The 17,219-nt window shown below is 69.9% G+C and carries 14 protein-coding genes; 2 read left to right on the top strand and 12 right to left on the bottom strand.

All coding sequences use genetic code 11. From position 1 onward, the window contains the following. Positions 1 to 17 precede the first annotated feature (17 nt). The 3 genes from C9992_RS13760 to C9992_RS13750 all read right to left on the bottom strand — a co-directional run bounded on the left by C9992_RS13760 (position 18) and on the right by C9992_RS13750 (position 2,628). Positions 18 to 581, bottom strand: coding sequence for a YceI family protein (locus tag C9992_RS13760; protein WP_106816194.1), 564 nt, complete (start codon positions 579 to 581; stop codon positions 18 to 20). 182 nt (positions 582 to 763) lie between these two features. After that, complete coding sequence (locus C9992_RS13755) at positions 764 to 1,132, bottom strand: FKBP-type peptidyl-prolyl cis-trans isomerase (protein ID WP_106816193.1); 369 nt, start codon at positions 1,130 to 1,132, stop codon at positions 764 to 766. Positions 1,133 to 1,398: 266 nt separating this feature from the next. After that, positions 1,399 to 2,628, bottom strand: a complete 1,230-nt coding sequence (locus C9992_RS13750) for a PrsW family intramembrane metalloprotease (RefSeq protein WP_106816192.1) — start codon at positions 2,626 to 2,628, stop codon at positions 1,399 to 1,401. A 118-nt stretch (positions 2,629 to 2,746) separates the two neighbouring features. On the opposite strand from C9992_RS13750, the gene C9992_RS13745 reads away from it, so the two are divergent. Continuing rightward, positions 2,747 to 3,610: a fumarylacetoacetate hydrolase family protein gene (locus tag C9992_RS13745; RefSeq protein WP_106816191.1), complete on the top strand. Its 864-nt coding sequence runs from the start codon at positions 2,747 to 2,749 to the stop codon at positions 3,608 to 3,610. Between the two features lie 94 nt (positions 3,611 to 3,704). On the opposite strand, the gene C9992_RS13740 is transcribed toward C9992_RS13745, so the two are convergent. The 5 genes from C9992_RS13740 to C9992_RS18545 form a co-directional block, all read right to left on the bottom strand. Further along, positions 3,705 to 4,166 carry a DUF4190 domain-containing protein gene (locus tag C9992_RS13740; protein ID WP_106816190.1) on the bottom strand — a complete coding sequence of 154 codons (462 nt, stop codon included), beginning with the start codon at positions 4,164 to 4,166 and terminating at the stop codon, positions 3,705 to 3,707. 97 nt (positions 4,167 to 4,263) lie between these two features. Beyond that, positions 4,264 to 5,754, bottom strand: a complete 1,491-nt coding sequence (locus tag C9992_RS13735) for an aspartate ammonia-lyase (protein WP_106816189.1) — start codon at positions 5,752 to 5,754, stop codon at positions 4,264 to 4,266. Between the two features lie 179 nt (positions 5,755 to 5,933). Continuing rightward, on the bottom strand, positions 5,934 to 6,932 hold the full coding sequence (locus C9992_RS13730; RefSeq protein ID WP_106816188.1) for a phosphodiesterase: 999 nt from the start codon (positions 6,930 to 6,932) through the stop codon (positions 5,934 to 5,936). Between the two features lie 90 nt (positions 6,933 to 7,022). After that, positions 7,023 to 7,355 carry a peptidase gene (locus tag C9992_RS13725; RefSeq protein WP_106816187.1) on the bottom strand — a complete coding sequence of 111 codons (333 nt, stop codon included), beginning with the start codon at positions 7,353 to 7,355 and terminating at the stop codon, positions 7,023 to 7,025. Beyond that, positions 7,352 to 8,896 carry an inorganic phosphate transporter gene (locus C9992_RS18545; RefSeq protein WP_327317682.1) on the bottom strand — a complete coding sequence of 515 codons (1,545 nt, stop codon included), beginning with the start codon at positions 8,894 to 8,896 and terminating at the stop codon, positions 7,352 to 7,354. Before C9992_RS18545 ends, C9992_RS13725 begins: the two co-directional genes overlap by 4 nt. A 157-nt stretch (positions 8,897 to 9,053) precedes the next feature. Here C9992_RS18545 and C9992_RS13715 point away from each other — a divergent pair, with 157 nt between their 5' ends. After that, positions 9,054 to 11,198, top strand: a complete 2,145-nt coding sequence (locus C9992_RS13715; protein WP_235008234.1) for a S9 family peptidase — start codon at positions 9,054 to 9,056, stop codon at positions 11,196 to 11,198. Positions 11,199 to 11,300: 102 nt separating this feature from the next. Here the strand turns inward: C9992_RS13715 and C9992_RS13710 are convergent, their stop codons facing one another. The 4 genes from C9992_RS13710 to C9992_RS13695 form a co-directional block, all read right to left on the bottom strand. Further along, the gene (locus C9992_RS13710; protein WP_106816186.1) at positions 11,301 to 12,251 is read right to left on the bottom strand and encodes a hypothetical protein; all 951 of its coding nucleotides are present in this window, start codon (positions 12,249 to 12,251) and stop codon (positions 11,301 to 11,303) included. A 329-nt stretch (positions 12,252 to 12,580) separates the two neighbouring features. After that, positions 12,581 to 13,609: an ATP-dependent 6-phosphofructokinase gene (locus C9992_RS13705; protein ID WP_106816185.1), complete on the bottom strand. Its 1,029-nt coding sequence runs from the start codon at positions 13,607 to 13,609 to the stop codon at positions 12,581 to 12,583. 129 nt (positions 13,610 to 13,738) lie between these two features. Next, positions 13,739 to 14,842 carry a hypothetical protein gene (locus tag C9992_RS13700; protein WP_106816184.1) on the bottom strand — a complete coding sequence of 368 codons (1,104 nt, stop codon included), beginning with the start codon at positions 14,840 to 14,842 and terminating at the stop codon, positions 13,739 to 13,741. Positions 14,843 to 14,926: 84 nt separating this feature from the next. Then, entirely contained in the window at positions 14,927 to 17,080 is a 2,154-nt protein-coding gene (locus C9992_RS13695; RefSeq protein ID WP_106816183.1) for a DEAD/DEAH box helicase, read from the bottom strand. Positions 17,081 to 17,219: the final 139 nt, after the last annotated feature.

Here is a 17,219-nt window from a genome sequence, read left to right as displayed (position 1 = left end):
GCTCGTGCGTCAGGGGGTCAGTCCTGCTGCAGCGCGCCCTGCAGGTCGAGCGTGATGGTGACGTCCTTGCCCACCAGCACGCCGCCGGTCTCCAGCGCGGCGTTCCAGGTCAGACCGAAGTCCTCGCGGTTCACGACGGTCTTCGCCGTCGCGCCGGCCTTGTAGTTGCCCCACGGGTCCGTGCCGAAACCGCCGAACTCGAACTCGAACGTGACCGGCTTGGTCACCCCGCGGATGGTCAGGTCGCCGTCGACCAGGAAGTCGCCGTCGACGATGCGGGCACCGGTCGAGCGGAACTCCATCGTCGGGTGGTTCTCGACGTCGAAGAAGTCAGCCGAACGCAGGTGGTTGTCGCGCCCCTCGTCCTTCGTGTCGACGGACGTGACGTCGACGCTCGCCTCGACCTGCGCCTCGAGCGGGTTCTCCGGCGCGATGAGTGTCGCGCTCTTCATTCCGAAGGTGCCGCGCACCTTGGAGATCATCATGTGGCGCACGCTGAAGGTGACCTCGCTGTGCGCGGGGTCGAGCACCCAGGTGCCCGCCTTGTAGCCGGGAACGTCGATCGTGGTGGTGTCGGTCATTGTCGTCCTTCGTGTGAATCGGTCGCCGCGAGCGTGCGACGACGGGCTTGACGGAGGACAACGCGACGGTACGGGGCGTCTATTCCCATGAATACAAAATTCTGGAGCGCGCGGCATGAAGCAGAGAGCGGATGCCGTTGACCACGGCATCCGCTCCCGGACGATGTCGGCTCGGCGTCGCGTCAGCCGACGGCGATGAGGTCGATGACGAAGATGAGGGTCTTGCCACCGAGGAAGTGGCCACCGGCCGGACCATAGGCGAGGTCCGGCGGGATCACGAGCTCCCGGCGACCGCCGACCTTCATGCCCGGGATCCCGTCCTGCCAGCCCTTGATGAGACCGCGCAGCGGGAACTGGATGCTCTCGCCCCGGTTCCACGAGGAGTCGAACTCCTCGCCGGTGTCGTACTCGACGCCCACGTAGTGGACGGTCACGGTGTCGCCGGGCTTGGCCTCGGCGCCCTCGCCCACGACGATGTCGCGGATCACCAGGTCGACCGGCGCGGGGCCGGCGGGCGGGTCGATCTCGGGCTTGGTGCGGTCGTCAGTCATGACAACCATCCAAGCACGCTCTCCCCCATCGGGCACGCCCTCCCGGGCACCATCGCCCGCCGGGGTGTGCCGCGGGAGATCTCGATACGCTCGCTGGCGCTCGCTCCTCGATCTTGAGTCGGGCCGCATCAACGCTCGCTGGCGCTCGCATTGATCCGGCCCGACTCAAGACTCAGCGCCCGGTGCCGCGGCGATGCCTGCGTGTCTACCGAGCGCTGAGTTGGTCTGAGATCAGGATGCCCGCAGCCGCGCTGCGGTGTCAAGGTCTACGGCGCGAACATCGCGGCGCGGGTTGCGGCGGTCTTGGTCAGCAGCTCCCGCTCCTGGCTCGCGGCGTTCGCGTCGCGCCCGGTGATGGCGCGTTGCCGCGTCGCAGCGAGGGCTGTGGCATCCGCGATGAAGGTCTTCATCAGCGCCGTCCGATCGCCGCGCAACGACCGCGCCCAGGCGAGCGCCGCCTTGCGCCCCGCGGAGGTGGCGAGCATGTCGACCTCTTGGGGCGTGAACCATCCGGCGGCCGCGTAGTCCCCCAGCCGGCGTCTGGTCAGGCGCGACTCCTCCCGCCGCAGCGCGACGATCCCGAGGATGAACCCGATGAACAGCGGCACCTGGAGGGTGAGGTAGAGCACGAAGAACTCGCCGAACACCGCGGAGCCGTTCCAGAACGCGTGCAGGGCGATCGCCCCGGCCAGTCCCAGCAGCCACGGTCCCAACGCCTGGCCCGTGGAAAGCCCGCGCCGCGCTGCCAGACCGAGCGCGAAGCCGGTCACGCTCGTGAACATGACGTGCGCGAACGGCGAGAGGATGCCACGCACGAAGAACGTCTCGGACGTCTCGACCGCACCGCCCTCGATGAAGCTCAGCGCGAAGTACTGGATGTTCTCGGTGAAGGCGAAGCCGGCGCCCACGAGCGCGCCGTACACGATGCCGTCGACCGGGCCGTCGAACGCACGACGCGCCGTCGCGAAGATGACGAGCACACCGAGACCCTTCGCGAACTCCTCCACGACGGGCGCCTGGACCACCGCTCGCAGCACCTCGCGCGCTTCTGATGAGCCGTCGCCGAAGACCAGCGACAGCACCCAGTCCACGCCGAGTGCGATGCCGACGGCCGCGATCGCGCCCCATGCGACAGCGAGGACCAGCAGCCCACGCGGCTCGGGCTCCCAGCGGTCGACGATGCGCACGGCGAACAGGACGCCCGCCAGCGGCACGAGAGCCAGCAGCATGCCGACCAGCGACGCCCCGGGACCCATGGCGCTCAGGAAGTAGGCCACGAGCGCGACGAGGAGCAGGACGAGGATGCCGACGATCCAGATCGTCGCGGTGCGGCCGCGACGCGGCGCCAGCCCGGTGGGCAGCTGGACGGGCGCGGGTGAGGTCTGAGGCGGCATGATCGGCGCTGGCGCGCCATGGCGCGGCTGCGCGAGCGCGGAGGCGAACTCCGGTGGGGTGAGGGAGGGTCGCGGGCGTGCGGCTCCGGGGTCGGACGTCATGCGCACAGCCTAGAGCGGCCACCCTTCAGCGGTGCGCGACCGGGCGGATGCCGTACCACCGGGCGGGCCGGCCATGGCCGATGACGGCGCGGCGGAGGCCGCCAGGTAGGTTGGAGGAATGCGCTTCGCCCACGTCGTCTCCCCCGGATCCGACGAGCCGCGGCTCGCCGTGATCGAGGGCGACGAGGCGGTCCTCGTGGACGAGCTGTTCGACGGCGCGCCGCGCGTGCTCGAGCAGCTGATCGCCGGCGGCGATGAGCTCCTCGCACGCGTCCGTGACGCGGCGGGCAGCGGGAGGAGGCATCCCCTCGGGTCCTTCCGCTTCGCCTCGGCCGTGCTCGCTCCCCCGGTGATCCTCGCCATCGGGCTGAACTACGCCGCACACTCCAGCGAGCTGGGCTTGAAGACCGACTCGACCCCGACGGTGTTCGTGCTCTGGCCGAACTCGCTGGCCGCGCACGACAGCACCACCGTATGGCCACGCTCGCTCAGCGAGTCCGTCGACTACGAGGCCGAACTCGGCGTCATCATCGGCAAGCCCGCGAAGGACGTCGCGCCCGAGAACGCGCTCGACCACGTGTGGGGATACACCGTGGTCAACGACATCACGGCACGCGACATCCAGTACTCCGAAGCCCAATGGTCGCGGTGCAAGTCCTTCGACGGCTTCACGCCGACAGGGCCGTTCGTGGTGACCGCCGATGAGGTTCCCGACCCGCAGTCGCTGCACATCTGGACCGTGCTGGACGGCGCCACGCTGCAGGACGCCACCACCGGACAGATGGTCCGCCCGGTGGCGACGCTCATCTCGCACCTGTCGAAGTCCGCGACGCTGCTGCCGGGCACGCTGATCTCGACCGGCAGCCCGGGCGGAGCCGGCTATTCGCGCGACCCGCAGGTCTTCCTGCGCGACAGGTCCACCGTGACCGTGGGCATCGACGGCATCGGCGCGCTCACGACGCACTGCCGCATCCTCGACTGACGGATTCGCAACAACGCCCCCTCGCCCGAACGGGCGAGGGGGCGTCGACGTCTGCGCTCAGCCGATCACAGGCCGGTGACGCTGTCGCTCGTCGTCAGTTCGAGACCGAGGAGCAGTCGACCGGAAGGCCCCGCACCTCGACGGTCCCCGAGAAGTCGACCGCCTGGCAGGCCTGCAGCACCTCACCCGAGAAGGTGAGCAGCGGCAGGACGATCGCGAAGAAAAGGATGATGCCGAGGATCATCAGGACGGCCGAGATGATGATCGCCGCAACAGCCCACCCGTTCTTGTGACCGGCCTTTCGGCTCTGCACGAGCGCCACGATGCCGAGGATGAGCGCGACGAGCTGGATGAAGAACGACAGGATGAACGCGACGATGCCGAGCGTCTTGCCGGGCACGGGAGCGGCTGCCGGCGCACCGTACGGGGCCGGGGGCGCCGCGCCATACGCAGGGGCGGCCGCGGGGGCACCGCTGTAGGCGGCGTCTGCCGGCGGCGGCGGTACGTTGGCAGGCGGCTGCTGGGCGGGGTCGGCGGGGTTCTGAGGGTCGGTCATGGGATTTCCTCTCGCACGGGACTCTGCCTGACCGTAGCGGTCTGCGCGCACCCCGGGCAATCACCCGCGCCGTACGGGTGATGGATTTCCCCGTTCGTCAGGAGCTGGATGCCGGCGCAGAGGTCTCCTCGGCGACGACGTCCTCGGCCGCCTGCACGACCGGAATGGCCGCCGTCACGGTCTCAAGGCCCGACAGCCGCGCCGGCGACAGGTGCTTCGCGACGTCCTCGGCCGACATGAGATCGGCTTCGACGACGAGGTCGGCGACGTTCCGGCCCGTCAGCAGCGCGGTCTTGGCCAGCGCCGCCGCGGCGGCGTAGCCGATGAACGGCGTGAGCGCGGTGATCACGCCGACGGACGAACCGACCATCGCGCCCAGCCGTGCACGGTTGGCGGTGATGCCGTCGATGCAGTTGACGCGGAGCGTGAACATCGCTTGGCGCAGCCAGGTGATCGACTGGAAGATCGAGTGCGCGATCACGGGCTCGAACGCATTGAGCTGCAGCTGGCCGCCCTCCACCGCCATCGTGACGGTCAGGTCGGCGCCCGCCACGGCGAAGGCGACCTGGTTGACCACCTCGGGGATCACCGGGTTCACCTTGCCCGGCATGATGCTCGAGCCGGCTTGGCGAGGGGGCAGGTTGATCTCGCCGAAGCCGGCCTGCGGCCCGGACGACAGCAGGCGCAGGTCGTTGCAGATCTTCGACAGCTTGATGGCATTGCGCTTGAGCGACGCCGAGAACGACATGAACGAGCCGGTGTCACTGGTGGCCTCCACCAGGTCGGTCGCGGTGGCGAGGTCGAGCCCCGTGATCTCGCGCAGGTGGCGCAGCACGGCCGGCGCATACGACGGGTGCGTCGTGATGCCCGTGCCGATCGCCGTCGCCCCCATGTTGATCTCGTACAGCAGGTAGGCGTTCTCGGTCAGACGCTGGTGGTCGTAGCCCAGGGTGGTGGCGAACCCGTGGAACTCCTGCCCCAGCGTCATCGGCACCGCATCCTGCAACTGCGTGCGGCCCACCTTCAGCACGTCGTGGAACTCCTCGGCCTTCGCCAGGAACGCGCGGCGAAGCAGGTCGAGCTCTTCCAGGAGCGTCTGGAGGTCCAGGCCCAGCCCGACCTTGATGGCGGTCGGGTACACGTCGTTCGTGGACTGGCTGCGGTTGGTGTCGTCGATGGGCGAGAGGAACGCGTAGTCGCCCTTCTCGCGACCGGCGAGCTCGAGCGCGATGTTGGTGATGACCTCGTTCGCGTTCATGTTGGTGGAGGTGCCGGCGCCACCCTGGATGACGCCCACGACGAACTGGTCGTGGAACTGGCCGTCGATCACCAGCTGCGCCGCCCGATCGATGAGGTCCGCCTTAGCGGCATCGAGCACGCCGATCTCCTTGTTCGCCCGCGCGGACGCCTGCTTCACCATCGCGAGTGCGCGAACGAGGTCGGGATACACCGAGATGGGTCGCTTCGAGATGGGGAAGTTCTCCAGCGCACGGGCGGTGTGGATGCCCCAATATGCGTCGGCCGGAATCTCGAGGGATCCCAGGGAGTCGGTCTCGGTGCGGGTTCGCGTCATTGCGTCCAGAGCCATGTGTTCAGTCCTCGTGGGTCGTTCACAGCGGTGTGTGCGGGGTGCTTCCGACACTACTCGCGCCGCCTGAGCGTCGACCTGTACACCGCGTACAGCCGAGGGCATCGCGGCATACGGGACGGCGGCTCGTCTCCCCGCGATGCGCCTGCGGATCACGGGGACAAGAGCCTCCGCTGGCGTCAACGACGTTTGCGGGAGAACTCCTCGAGACGCTGCTCCGGCGTGAGCCGCGACATCCGCTCCACCCACTCGGCGGAGAAGAAATCGCCGGTCGGGGCGTCCACCACCGGCACCACCGCGTGGGTGATCGTGTCGTCGTACACGTGCACCAGGTGGAACGACTGACCCGCGTCCATGCCGTTCACGTCGACGGCGGCGCGCGCGAGGTTCATGGTGTAGCAGGTGGCTGCCGCGACGCTCACCGGTACGCCCGCGAAGGTGCCGCTCGTGGAGTAGTGGAGATGACCGGCGAGGATGGCTCGCACGTCGGTGCCCGCGATCACGGCCGCCAGGCGGTGCTGGTCCCGCAGTTCGAGGATGTCGAACAGCGGCACGTGGGAGGGCAGGGGCGGATGGTGCAGCGCGAGGATCGTGCCGAGCGGCGCCGGTGTCGACAGCTCGGAGGCGAGCCATTCCAGCTGTGCGCCGTCGAGGTCGCCGTGGTGCCAGCCGGGCACGCTCGAGTCGAGGGCAATGAGCCTCAGCCCGCCGAGGTCCCACACACCCGTGACGGGATGCTCGGTCGGCTCGAGCCCGAGCAGGTCTCGGCGCAGGGCGGGACGCTCGTCGTGATTGCCGGCGACCCAGACGACCGGTGCGCCCAGACGCTCCGCCACCGGCTCGGCGGCGGCACGCAGTGCGGTGTACGCCTCGGGTTCGCCGAGGTCGGTCAGATCACCGGTGAAGACGATGGCGTCGGGGCGGATGCCGGTGGCCTCGGCAGCCTCCAGCGTGCGCGCGAGGTTCGCCGCCGTGTCGAACCGGCCCGCGAGCGGGGCGTTGTGCGCGAGCAGGTGCGTGTCGCTGATGTGCAGCAGCGTCCGCCGCGCGGGCGGGTACTGACCGAACCGGACGGATGCCGTCGAGCCGGCGTGTTCGGCGCGCACATGATCGTGGCCGACCTGACCTGGGCCCTGAGGCGCAACGCCGCCGGCAGCGGGAGGAGGCGTGGGAACCATGGGCCTCAGCCTAGGCGCTGCCCACGACGCGCATCATGCGCGTCGCAGCGTTCGGGAAGGCCAGGCCGAGGGACTGCGTCCGGCGGCGCGTCAGTGGTTGAAGACGATCAGCAGCAGGCCGCCCAGCACCGCGGCTGCGCACACGGCGAAGCTGGCATACGCACCGAGGAGCGCGAGCCGCTTCTGCCCATCGGTGAGCGGGTTCCGTTTCGCGGCCTTCGCCGCGGCCTTCTCGGCGCGGCGCGCCTCCTTCTCGGAGATCACGGTGATGGCGTCGGTGAACTCGACCGGGGCCACCACGGGTGGCCTGCCGGCGCGGACGAGGAGCCGCAGGCCGAGCGCATAGAAGCCGACCACGAGCACGGCTGAGATGAGGGCGGCGACGAACACCTGGACGAAGGCGAGCCAGTTGATCTCGATCATCGCTCTCCCCCGTTCCGCGTCGAGGACGGCGTGCGCTCATCGCTCTGTGGCGCGGACGGCGTCGGCGGGGCCTGCTCCGGACGGCCGTCCTCGGTGGTGTCCGCGGGGCGCGACGCCGCGGACGTGGTGGACCGTGCGGGCGCCGCGTCGGCGGCAGCGGGTCCTCCGGTCACCCCTGGGGGGTGGTTCGGGCCCGCCGCGGCGTGCGCCGCGGCGACATCGGCCTTGGCCTTCGCCTTCTTCGCTGCGGCATCCGCCTTGGCCTTCGCTTTGGCGGTGCCGCTCTTCTCCGCCTTCGCCGCCTTCTTCGCCGCGGCGTCGTCAGCGGCGCGGCGGCGTGCCTCGTCACGGGCCATCTGACGCTGCCGGCGCGTGGGCGGCGGGTTGCGCTTGACCTTGACCGCGCGACCGGACTCGGCGACCTCGCTCATGGCGTTGGCGGCGTTGACCTCGTTGCGGCGCGAGCGCAGGAACAGCAGCAGGATGATGGCGACGGCGAGGATCGCGTCGATGATGATGCCCCACACCGGCAGCCAGACCACCAGCAGGGCAGCGAAAGCCCCGACCGCGCCGGCGGCGGGAAGCGTGAGCACCCAGCCCACCATGATCCGCCCTGCGGTGCGCCAGCGCACGTGCGAGCCGCGCCGCCCGAGTCCCGAGCCGATGACCGACCCCGAGGCGACCTGCGTGGTCGACAGGGCGAACCCGAGCGCGCTGGAGGCGAGGATCGTCGAGGCCGTCGAGCTCTCGGCGGCGAAGCCCTGGGCGGGCTTGACCTCGGTGAGTCCCTTGCCGAGGGTGCGGATGATCCGCCAGCCGCCCATGTAGGTGCCCAGTGCGATGGTGATCGCACACGCGAAGATCACCCACGTCTGCGGCTCGGGGTCGGCCGACGACTGCACGCCCGCGGTGATCAGCAGCAGCGTGATGATGCCCATCGTCTTCTGGGCGTCGTTGGTGCCGTGCGCCAGCGCGACCAGCGACGACGTGAAGATCTGACCGAACCGGAATCCATCGCGGCCGTCGGGCTTGCCGTCGTACCGCCGGGTGATCGCGTACGCCAGCTTCGTGGCGGTGAACGCGATCACGCCCGCTGTGACCGGAGCGATGAGGGCGGGCAGGATCACCTTCGACATCACGACGCCGAAGTTGATGGCCGCCACGCCGACCCCCACGATGGTCGCGCCGATCAGGCCGCCGAAAAGGGCGTGCGACGAGGAGGACGGCAGTCCGAGCAGCCACGTGAGCATGTTCCACGTGATGGCGCCGATGAGCCCGGCGAAGATGATCTCGGGGAAGATCTCATGGGAGATCTGCTCCTCGTTGATGATCCCGCCCGAGATGGTCTGGGCCACCTCGGTCGACAGGAATGCACCGACGAGGTTCAGGACCGCAGCCAGCAGCACGGCGGTCTTCGGCTTGAGCGCGCCGGTCGCGATCGGCGTCGCCATCGCGTTCGCGGTGTCGTGGAAGCCGTTCGTGAAGTCGAAGAACAGGGCCAGCGCGATCACCAGAACGATGATGAGGGTTGCGGTTTCCACCGTTCGCTTTCGGTGAGGGGTGCGGAGGGGATGTGGTGCCGACGAGATCGGCGCGACGAACGAAGAGTTCACCAGGGATTCAGGAACCGGCAACCGGCCAGAAGAATCCTACATCGGCGACTCTGCCGGTCAACTCGGAGGCGACTAGCGTGGAACGGTGACCCTCAGCGACCCCGCCCCCACCTCGACCACCCCTGTCACCGGCATCCGCCCGCCCGTCGCCGAAGCCCGCCCGACAGTGCGTTCTCACCACGGTGACGACGTCGAAGACCGCTACGAGTGGTTCCGTGAGAAGGAGGATGCCGCGGTCATCGCGCATCTGGAGGCCGAGAACGCCTACACCCGGGAGCGCACCGCGCATCTGGAGCCGCTGCGGGAGCGCATCTTCGAGGAGATCAAGGGCCGCACGCTCGAGACCGACCTGTCGGTGCCCACCCGCCGTGGTGACTGGTGGTACTACGGCCGCACCGTCGAAGGCAAGCAGTACGGCATCCAGTGTCGCGCGCCGCTCGCCTCGCCCGATGACTGGACTCCTCCCGAGCTCTCCCCCGACACCGAGGTCCCCGGCGAGCAGGTGCTCCTCGACAGCAACGTCGAGGCGGAGGGCCACGAGTTCTTCTCGCTGGGCAGCTTCGAGGTCTCGAACGACGGGTCGCTGATGCTCTACGGAGTCGATGTGGCCGGCGACGAGCGGTACACCGTGCGCGTGCGCAACCTTCTCACCGGCGAGCAGCTGCCCGATGAGATCCCCGGCACGTTCGCCGGCGCCACCTTCTCGCCCGACGGCCGCTTCATCGTCTATACGACCGTGGACGACGCGTGGCGGCCCGACACCGTCTGGCTGCACGAGCTCGGCACGCCCGTCGCCGACGACACCAAGCTCTTCCACGAGCCCGACGAGAAGTTCTGGGTCGGAGCAGGATTCACCCGGAGCGACCGGTTCCTCGTCATCGGCCTGGGTTCGTCCATCACGTCGGAGGAATGGCTGGTGGATGCCGACGACCTGCGCGGCGAGCCGCGCGTGGTGTGGCCGCGCACCGAGGGGGTCGAATACGACTCCGAGCATGCCGTCGTCGACGGCGAGGACGTGCTGTTCATCCTCCACAACGACGGAGCTCTGGACTTCGAACTGGTGCGGGTGGCGGCATCCGACCCGTCGGGCGAGCGCTCGGTCGTCATCCCCCACCGGCCCGGCGAGCGGCTGCTGGGCGTCTCGACGTTCCGCGACTGGGGGGTCGTCGGCTACCGTCGCGGCGGTCTGGCGCGCCTGGGCATGCTCGACTACGGCAGCGGTCAGGTGAGCGAGATCGAGTTCGACGAGCCGCTGTACTCGGTCGGCACCGGCGGGAACCCGGAGTGGGCTCCCCCGCTGCTGCGCCTCGGGTACGGCTCGTTCGTCACACCTGGCACCGTTTACGACCTCGACGTCGCCACGCGCGAGCTGCACCTGCGCAAGCGCCAGCCCGTGCTCGGCGGCTACGACCCCGCGCAGTACGCGCAGGAGCGGGTGTGGGCCACCGCCCAAGACGGCACCCAGATCCCGATCTCGCTCGTCTACAAGCGCTCGTTCGGCGACGCCGGCGCGGCGCCGCGGCCGTTGCACCTGTACGGCTACGGCTCGTACGAGCACTCGATCGAGCCGGGCTTCTCGGTCCCGCGCCTGTCGGAGCTCGATCGCGGCGTCGTGTTCGCCGTCGCCCACGTGCGCGGCGGCGGTGAGATGGGCCGCCAGTGGTACGAGGACGGCAAGCTGTTGAACAAGCGGAACACCTTCACCGACTTCGTCGACAGCGCCCTGCACCTGATCGACAACGGATACACGACCCCCGATCGCCTGGTGGCCGAGGGCGGATCCGCCGGCGGCCTGCTCATGGGGGCAGTGGCGAACCTGGCTCCCGAGCTGTTCGCCGGCGTCCTCGCCGACGTGCCGTTCGTGGACGCGCTCACGACGATCCTCGACCCCTCACTGCCGCTGACCGTCATCGAGTGGGACGAGTGGGGCGACCCGCTGCACAATCCCGAGGTCTACGAGTACATGAAGTCGTACTCGCCCTATGAGAACGTGCGGACGGATGCCTCGTACCCGCGCATCCTCGCCGTCACCTCGCTCAACGACACCCGTGTGCTCTACGTCGAGCCGGCCAAGTGGGTCGCGCGTCTGCGGGAGGTCGGGGCCGACGCCCTCCTCAAGTGCGAGATGGTCGCCGGTCACGGCGGGGTGAGCGGTCGGTACAACGCCTGGCGCGAGCGCGCGTTCGAACTGGCCTGGCTGCTCGACGTGCTCGGCGTCGCTGACGCCTGAGCGACGGCAGCTGCCTCGGCCCGAGGTGGGCGTGTCCCAGTTCCCCGGTCGCGTGTCCCACTCCCTCGATCGCGTGTCCCACTTTCGCTGCGACGCGGGGCCCTATGTGAACGAAAGTGGGACGCGCCGCGACTGACCGGCGCGCCAGCCCGCACGAACGAGAGCGTCGCGCACTTTCGAGACGGCCGCACGGCCGCCGCCGCGCATGTGATGGTTGAGGATGCGGACGTGGTCCCAGCCGAATGCTCGGATGAGATCCCAGCGGTCGGCGTCCTTCGCGAACTGCCCGGCGTCCTCGGCGTGGACCCGCCCGTCGTATTCCGGCGCGACGTGCCACCGCGGGTAGGCCAGGTCAAGTTCCGCCACCGGGCGGCCGGAGTCGTTACGCAGCGTCCAGTTGACGTCAGGCTCGGGCAAGCCGGCACGCACGAGAAGCAGACGAAGCCGCGTCTCACGCGCCGAGCGCACGCCCACCCTCACGTGAGCAAGTGCCCTTCGCAGGATGCCGCCGCGTACGTCTCCCATCTCCTCGACCTCAGTCGCCAGCTCTGCAAAGGAAGCGATCGGTGATCTGCCCCGATCGGACACGAGGAACTCCGCCGCGGCGATCAGATCGTCCAGTGCCCACAGCGTGCCTGCCTGCCGCCATGCCCGGACTGGGTGCTCGATCGCGAGGCCGCTCGGATGCCAGAGCGTCGCGGGTTCACGCGACTGCAGCCGATGGCCGATGACTCCCGCTGTTCGCGGTTCACGTGCGGGGCGGTGAGCCGACACGTGGACAGCGGGCCGGTAGGGCCACTCCGGCGTCGGCGCGCCGACCAGGCCGAGCGCGGTCTCGTGGCTGAAGAACTGCCACGCCGCGAGGCGTGGGGCGAAATCGAGGCAGACCCCGAGCAGCGTGTTGTCCGAGGAAGGCCCGATCGCGCGCACGCCATGGAAGGGTCGGCGGATGTCGGCGCGGACCAGCCGCGATGGCGACACACCCAGTGCGACGGCTGCGGACACGGTGAATCTCGCCGGCAGTTCCGACGGCAGAGGCGCGAGACGCGGCATCCGTCCACTCTCAATCCGCGGCCGTCCACGGATGTCTCGTCATCCGGAAATCTGTGAGCACCTAGGCCGGAAGCCGCTCTGTGGAGGAGCGGACGCTCCCGGGCCGGCCCGCGAGAGCATGTCCCGATTTCGGTCGGTCCGCACCGCGCATGTGGACGAAATTGGGACACGAAGGCGAAAGATCGGGACATCGAAGAGGTCGCGAGCACCGGCGCAGGCAGGACGCGAGCACCGGCGCGCGAGGACGCGGTGGAGCGAGGATGCGGTGGAGCGAGCGGATGCCGCAGCCCAGGCGGCCGCTGCCCACGGCGCCAGGCGCGACGTTCGTATCAGCCGAAGAGCGCGGCAGCCTCTTCGTAGCGGTACAGCGGAACGCTGTTGAGCTCGCCCAGTGCGTCGGCGAAGGGCACCCGCACGATGTCGGTGCCCCGCATGGCCACCATCTGGCCCCATGCGCCGTCCACCACGGCGTCGGCGGCGTGAAGTCCCAGACGCGTCGCGAGCACACGGTCGAATCCCGACGGCGAGCCGCCCCGCTGGATGTGGCCGAGCACGGTCGCGCGCGTCTCGATGCCGGTCAGGCGCTCGATCTCGGGGGCGAGCACCTCGCTGATCCCGCCGAGCCGCGGGCGGTTGAACGCGTCGAGGCCCTTGTCGCTGTAAGCCTCGTCCTGTCCCTTCAGCTTGAAGCCCTCCGAGACCACGACCAGCGGTGCCCGACCCCGGTCGTGCGCCTTCGAGACCAGCGCGCAGATCTCGTCGATCGACATCGGCACCTCGGGGATGCAGATCGCGTGCGCTCCGGCGGCCATGCCGGCGTGCAGCGCGATCCAGCCCACGTGGCGGCCCATCACCTCGGCGACCATGCACCGCTGATGGGAATCCCCGGTCGTGCGCAGGCGATCCATCGCGTCGGTCGCGATGTTGACGGCGGTGTCGAAGCCGAAGGAGTAGTCCGTCGCGCGCAGGTCGTTGTCGATCGTCTTCGGCACCCCGAGGACGTTGATCCCGTCGTTGGACAGACGGTTGGCCGCCGCCAGGGTGCCCTCGCCGCCGATGGCGATGATGCCGTCGAGCCGGTGCCCGTACATCGTCTTGGCGATGTTCTCGGCCCCGCCGCGCGGGCCCTCGTACGGGTTCGTGCGGCTGGTGCCGAGGATCGTCCCGCCGACCTTCGACAGGCCCTTCACCTCGTGACGGGTGAGCGGGAAGAAGTCGCCGTCGACGACCCCGCGCCAGCCGTCGCGGATGCCGACGAACTCCAGGTCGTAGGTCGTGGTGCCCTTGAGAACGACGCCGCGGATGACCGCGTTGAGTCCGGGGCAGTCGCCGCCGCTCGTCAGGATGCCGATCTTCATAGCTCAAGTTCCTCGCTGTCGGGTGAAGAGGGTCGGCCACGCTGCCTCCCCCGACATTAGTGCGGGATGCCGTCACCTGCCACACCGCCCGTCCGCTGCGCGCCCGGCCGCAGCCCGCCGGCGGCCGGCTCAGGTCGGTGGCCCTCCGCGACTCCACCCGTCGGCCTCGCGGGACCACTGCTGGGCGTCGACGGGCCGCGGAGACACGCCCCGGAACCAGTACGTCACATCGGGGCCCCACCCGGCGAGCACCGATGCTCGGCCATCGCCCAGGTCGATCAGCCGGGTGGCCGCCGCGAGGTAGCCGCGCACCGTCAGGTGCACGCCGTCCGCCTCGAGGGCGACCGTCGTCCAGTCGGGAATGACCCAGGTGCCGTCCCTGTCCGTGACGCGGTACCAGTCGTGTCGTCGCGATGCCGTGACCTCCAACGGATGCCGCCGACACAGCTGCGCCCAGTCCTCGGCTCCGTCGATCTCGATGACGCGCGCCGGGGAGGTGTCGACGGGTGTTGCGACCGCCGCCTCCCAGCCCAGGGAGTCCTCGACGAACCACAGGCCGGCGGGACCGTCCGCCCCGAGCGCACGGGTCGTGTGCACGAGGCCGTTCGGTGGCATCGACCACCACGCGCCGCTCCAGGCGGCCCTGGGGTCTTCGGGACGCTCGGCCGCCGCACGGCTGTCGTCGGCGAGCGTGCGCTCGCGCCAGAGTCGCAGGTCGGCATGCACATCGTCCGGCATCCGGCCGTCGCCGTCCCAGGGAACAGACCACTGGTCGTCTGTCGCGACGGGCTCGGCCCACCACTGTGCGTCAGGCGCGGCGGCGATGACCGCCGCGACGCGTCGCAAGGCCGCGGTCATCTGGCCGGCCGCGCACAGCCGGTCGGCACCGTCGGGCGGTTGCCAGTACATCGCCGTGTCCACCGACATCGCCAGCGCGTCGCGCAATTCCGCCGCCGTGGGAACGGCCACCGGAATAGTGTCGAGCGCCGCCGACGCGTCGGCTGCCGTGCGCCCAGCGGGCTGGGAGAGATCCTGATCGCCGTCGGGACCTGACCGGATGAACACCACCGTGCCGCCGGCCTCCCCGTCGTACTCGCGGGCGGCCCAGAAGACGGTGGTCGCCGCATCCGTCCCGGCCTGCGTGCCGGAACGGTGGGCACAGGCAAGGGCGTATTCGAGGCAGAGCCTTCGGCCGCGCGGGCCCTGCACGAGCAGGTCGGGGTCGAGGGTCACCTCGCCACCCTAGCGAGCCTCGGGCCCCCTGCCCGAGACGGCGAACGGGGCGGTCCGGATCCGGACCGCCCCGTTCGCATCGTCTTACGCGTCGCCCAGCGCCTGACGCAGCAGGTGCATGAGCGCCGACAGCTGCACGGAGTCGCTGGACTGCGGGTCGACGGCCTCGCCGTCGAGCGCGCGGGCCGCGAGCCCCTGCTTGGAGTCGATGAGCTCGGCGATCTTCGTGTCGATCGTGTGCGCGGCGATGATGCGCCATGCCGTCACGGGCTCGTCCTGGCCGATGCGGTGGACGCGGTCGATGGCCTGCGTCTGCTCAGCGGCGGTCCACGACAGCTCGGCGAGCACCACGTTCGACGACGCCTGCATGTTCACGCCGACGCCGGCGGCGGTCAGCGAACAGACCGCGATGCCGACGTCGGGGTCGTTGTTGAAGGCATCGATCGCCTGCTGTCTCGCCGAAGTCGCCTGGTCGCCGCGCAGCGAGACGGTCTTGAGCCCGGCGGCGGCGAAATGCGCCTCGGCGGTGTCCATGACGTCGATGTGCTTGGCGAAGAAGACGACCTTGCCGACCGATCGCTGCAGCTGCACCGCATAGTCGGCGGCGAGCACCGCCTTGGCCTGGCCGATCTTCCGGACCATCGTGAAGACGTTCTCGGAGCCCGTGCCGGCGGCCTTGGACTCCTCGAGCTCGTTGTGGGCGACCAGCCGCACGATGTCGGAGTCGACCTCGCCGGGCGCGAGCCCGCGGTCGCCGCGCGCCTCGATGATGCGCCGGTACTTGGCCGCCAGCCGCTCGCCGAGCTCGCGCTCGGCCTGGCGGATCGAACGGCCGAACTCGTCGTCCAGCTCCACCGGCAGATCGGCGATGAGCTTGTCGGGCAGGTCGGCCGCGACATCCTTCTTCTTGCGTCGCACGATGCCCATCGAGATGACCGCGTCGCGCGCCTCGGGGTAGAAGGCCTTGTCGGCGGGTGTGAGGCCGGTGTCATCCAGCTTCTCCATGAGCACCGGCCCGGGCTTCTCGCCGTTGGTCCAGCCGAGGAACCGCCAGATCGCGTCGAAGTCCTCGACATCGTTGATGAGCGGCGTGCCGGTGAGGGCGAGCAGCAGTGGGTTGCGCACCTGCTCGCGGATGCGGGTGGCCAGTGCCAGAACGTTCTGCGAGCGCTGCGACGAGAGGTTCTTGATGAAATGAGCCTCGTCGACCACCAGCCCCTTGAGACCGATCGAGCTGAGCCACGAGAGGTGACGATCGAGGATCTCGTAGTTGACGATGAAGACGTCGGCGAAGGCGTCGATGTCTTCACCGTCGCCCTGGATGACCGTGGCGCGCCGCTGCGGCGTCCACCGTTCGACCTCGCGAGCCCAGTTCATCTTGACGACGTTGGGAACCACCGCCAGGAGCGGATACGCGTTCGCGACGGATGCCGCCAAGACGGACTCCGCCGTCTTGCCGAGGCCCGGCTCGTCGGCGAGCAGGAAGGTGCGATGACCCGCGCGCACCGCCTCGAGGAACCGGGACTGGTGCGGCATGATCTCGAGCCCCTTGGGTGAGAGCCGGTCGAACTCGGGCACCGGCGGAAGCTCCATGGTGGCGCTGCCGCCGCCCGCGCCGGTCTCGAACGCCTTGTACAGCGGGCCCATGAGCTCCCAGCTGTCTAGCCGGCGGCGCGGCGTCTCTCTGGGCGCGCGGACCGAGAGGTCGGGGGCGAGGAACGGGTTGGCCTCGCGCCGCGCCTCGACCTGGGGCGGCACCACCTGGCGCTCGGCGAGCGCGGCGGGAACGACCGGGGCGGCCACGGGCGCGACATCGGTGATGATGAGCTCGTCCGGCGGCAGCTCGGCGCCTGACTCCAGCAGCCAGTCGCGGCGCATCCGGCGGGCCACCGGCGAGGTCGCCTGGTCCACCTCGAGCAGCTGGATCAGCGACGTGTCGCGGGCAGCGGTCTTGGCGAGGATGGTGGCGACGCCGTCGAGCCGCTTCAGCAGCTCGGCGCGGGCGGCATCCGTGAGTTCGCCGTCGTTCTTCACGCGGGCGCGCTCCTCGCGCACGAGGAACGCGATCACCTGGAACTTGACGCGGTTGGTCGGGCCCAGCTTGCCTCGCTGGGCCTTGGCCTCGACCTCGCGCACCTTCCGGGCGAGGATCGGGATGATGGGGGCCTCGTCGTCGCGGCGCGCGGACGAGGACTTGCGGCGACGCTGCGCCGCCTGGGCGGGTGCCGTGGTCGGCATGCTCCTCCTGAGCGTGAGTGCCGGATCGGGACCGGCGAGGATCGGATGACACCGATGGTTGTGCGTGCTCCCGGGGACGGCGCGGGCGCCGTCACGAACGTGAGACCGAGGGTGGCGCCGGCGGTCGCGGGCACTCGCT

The sequence above is a fragment of the Microbacterium timonense genome, from assembly GCF_900292075.1.
GTDB lineage: Bacteria > Actinomycetota > Actinomycetes > Actinomycetales > Microbacteriaceae > Microbacterium > Microbacterium timonense.
This window is presented reverse-complemented; position numbering and strand designations above follow the sequence as displayed.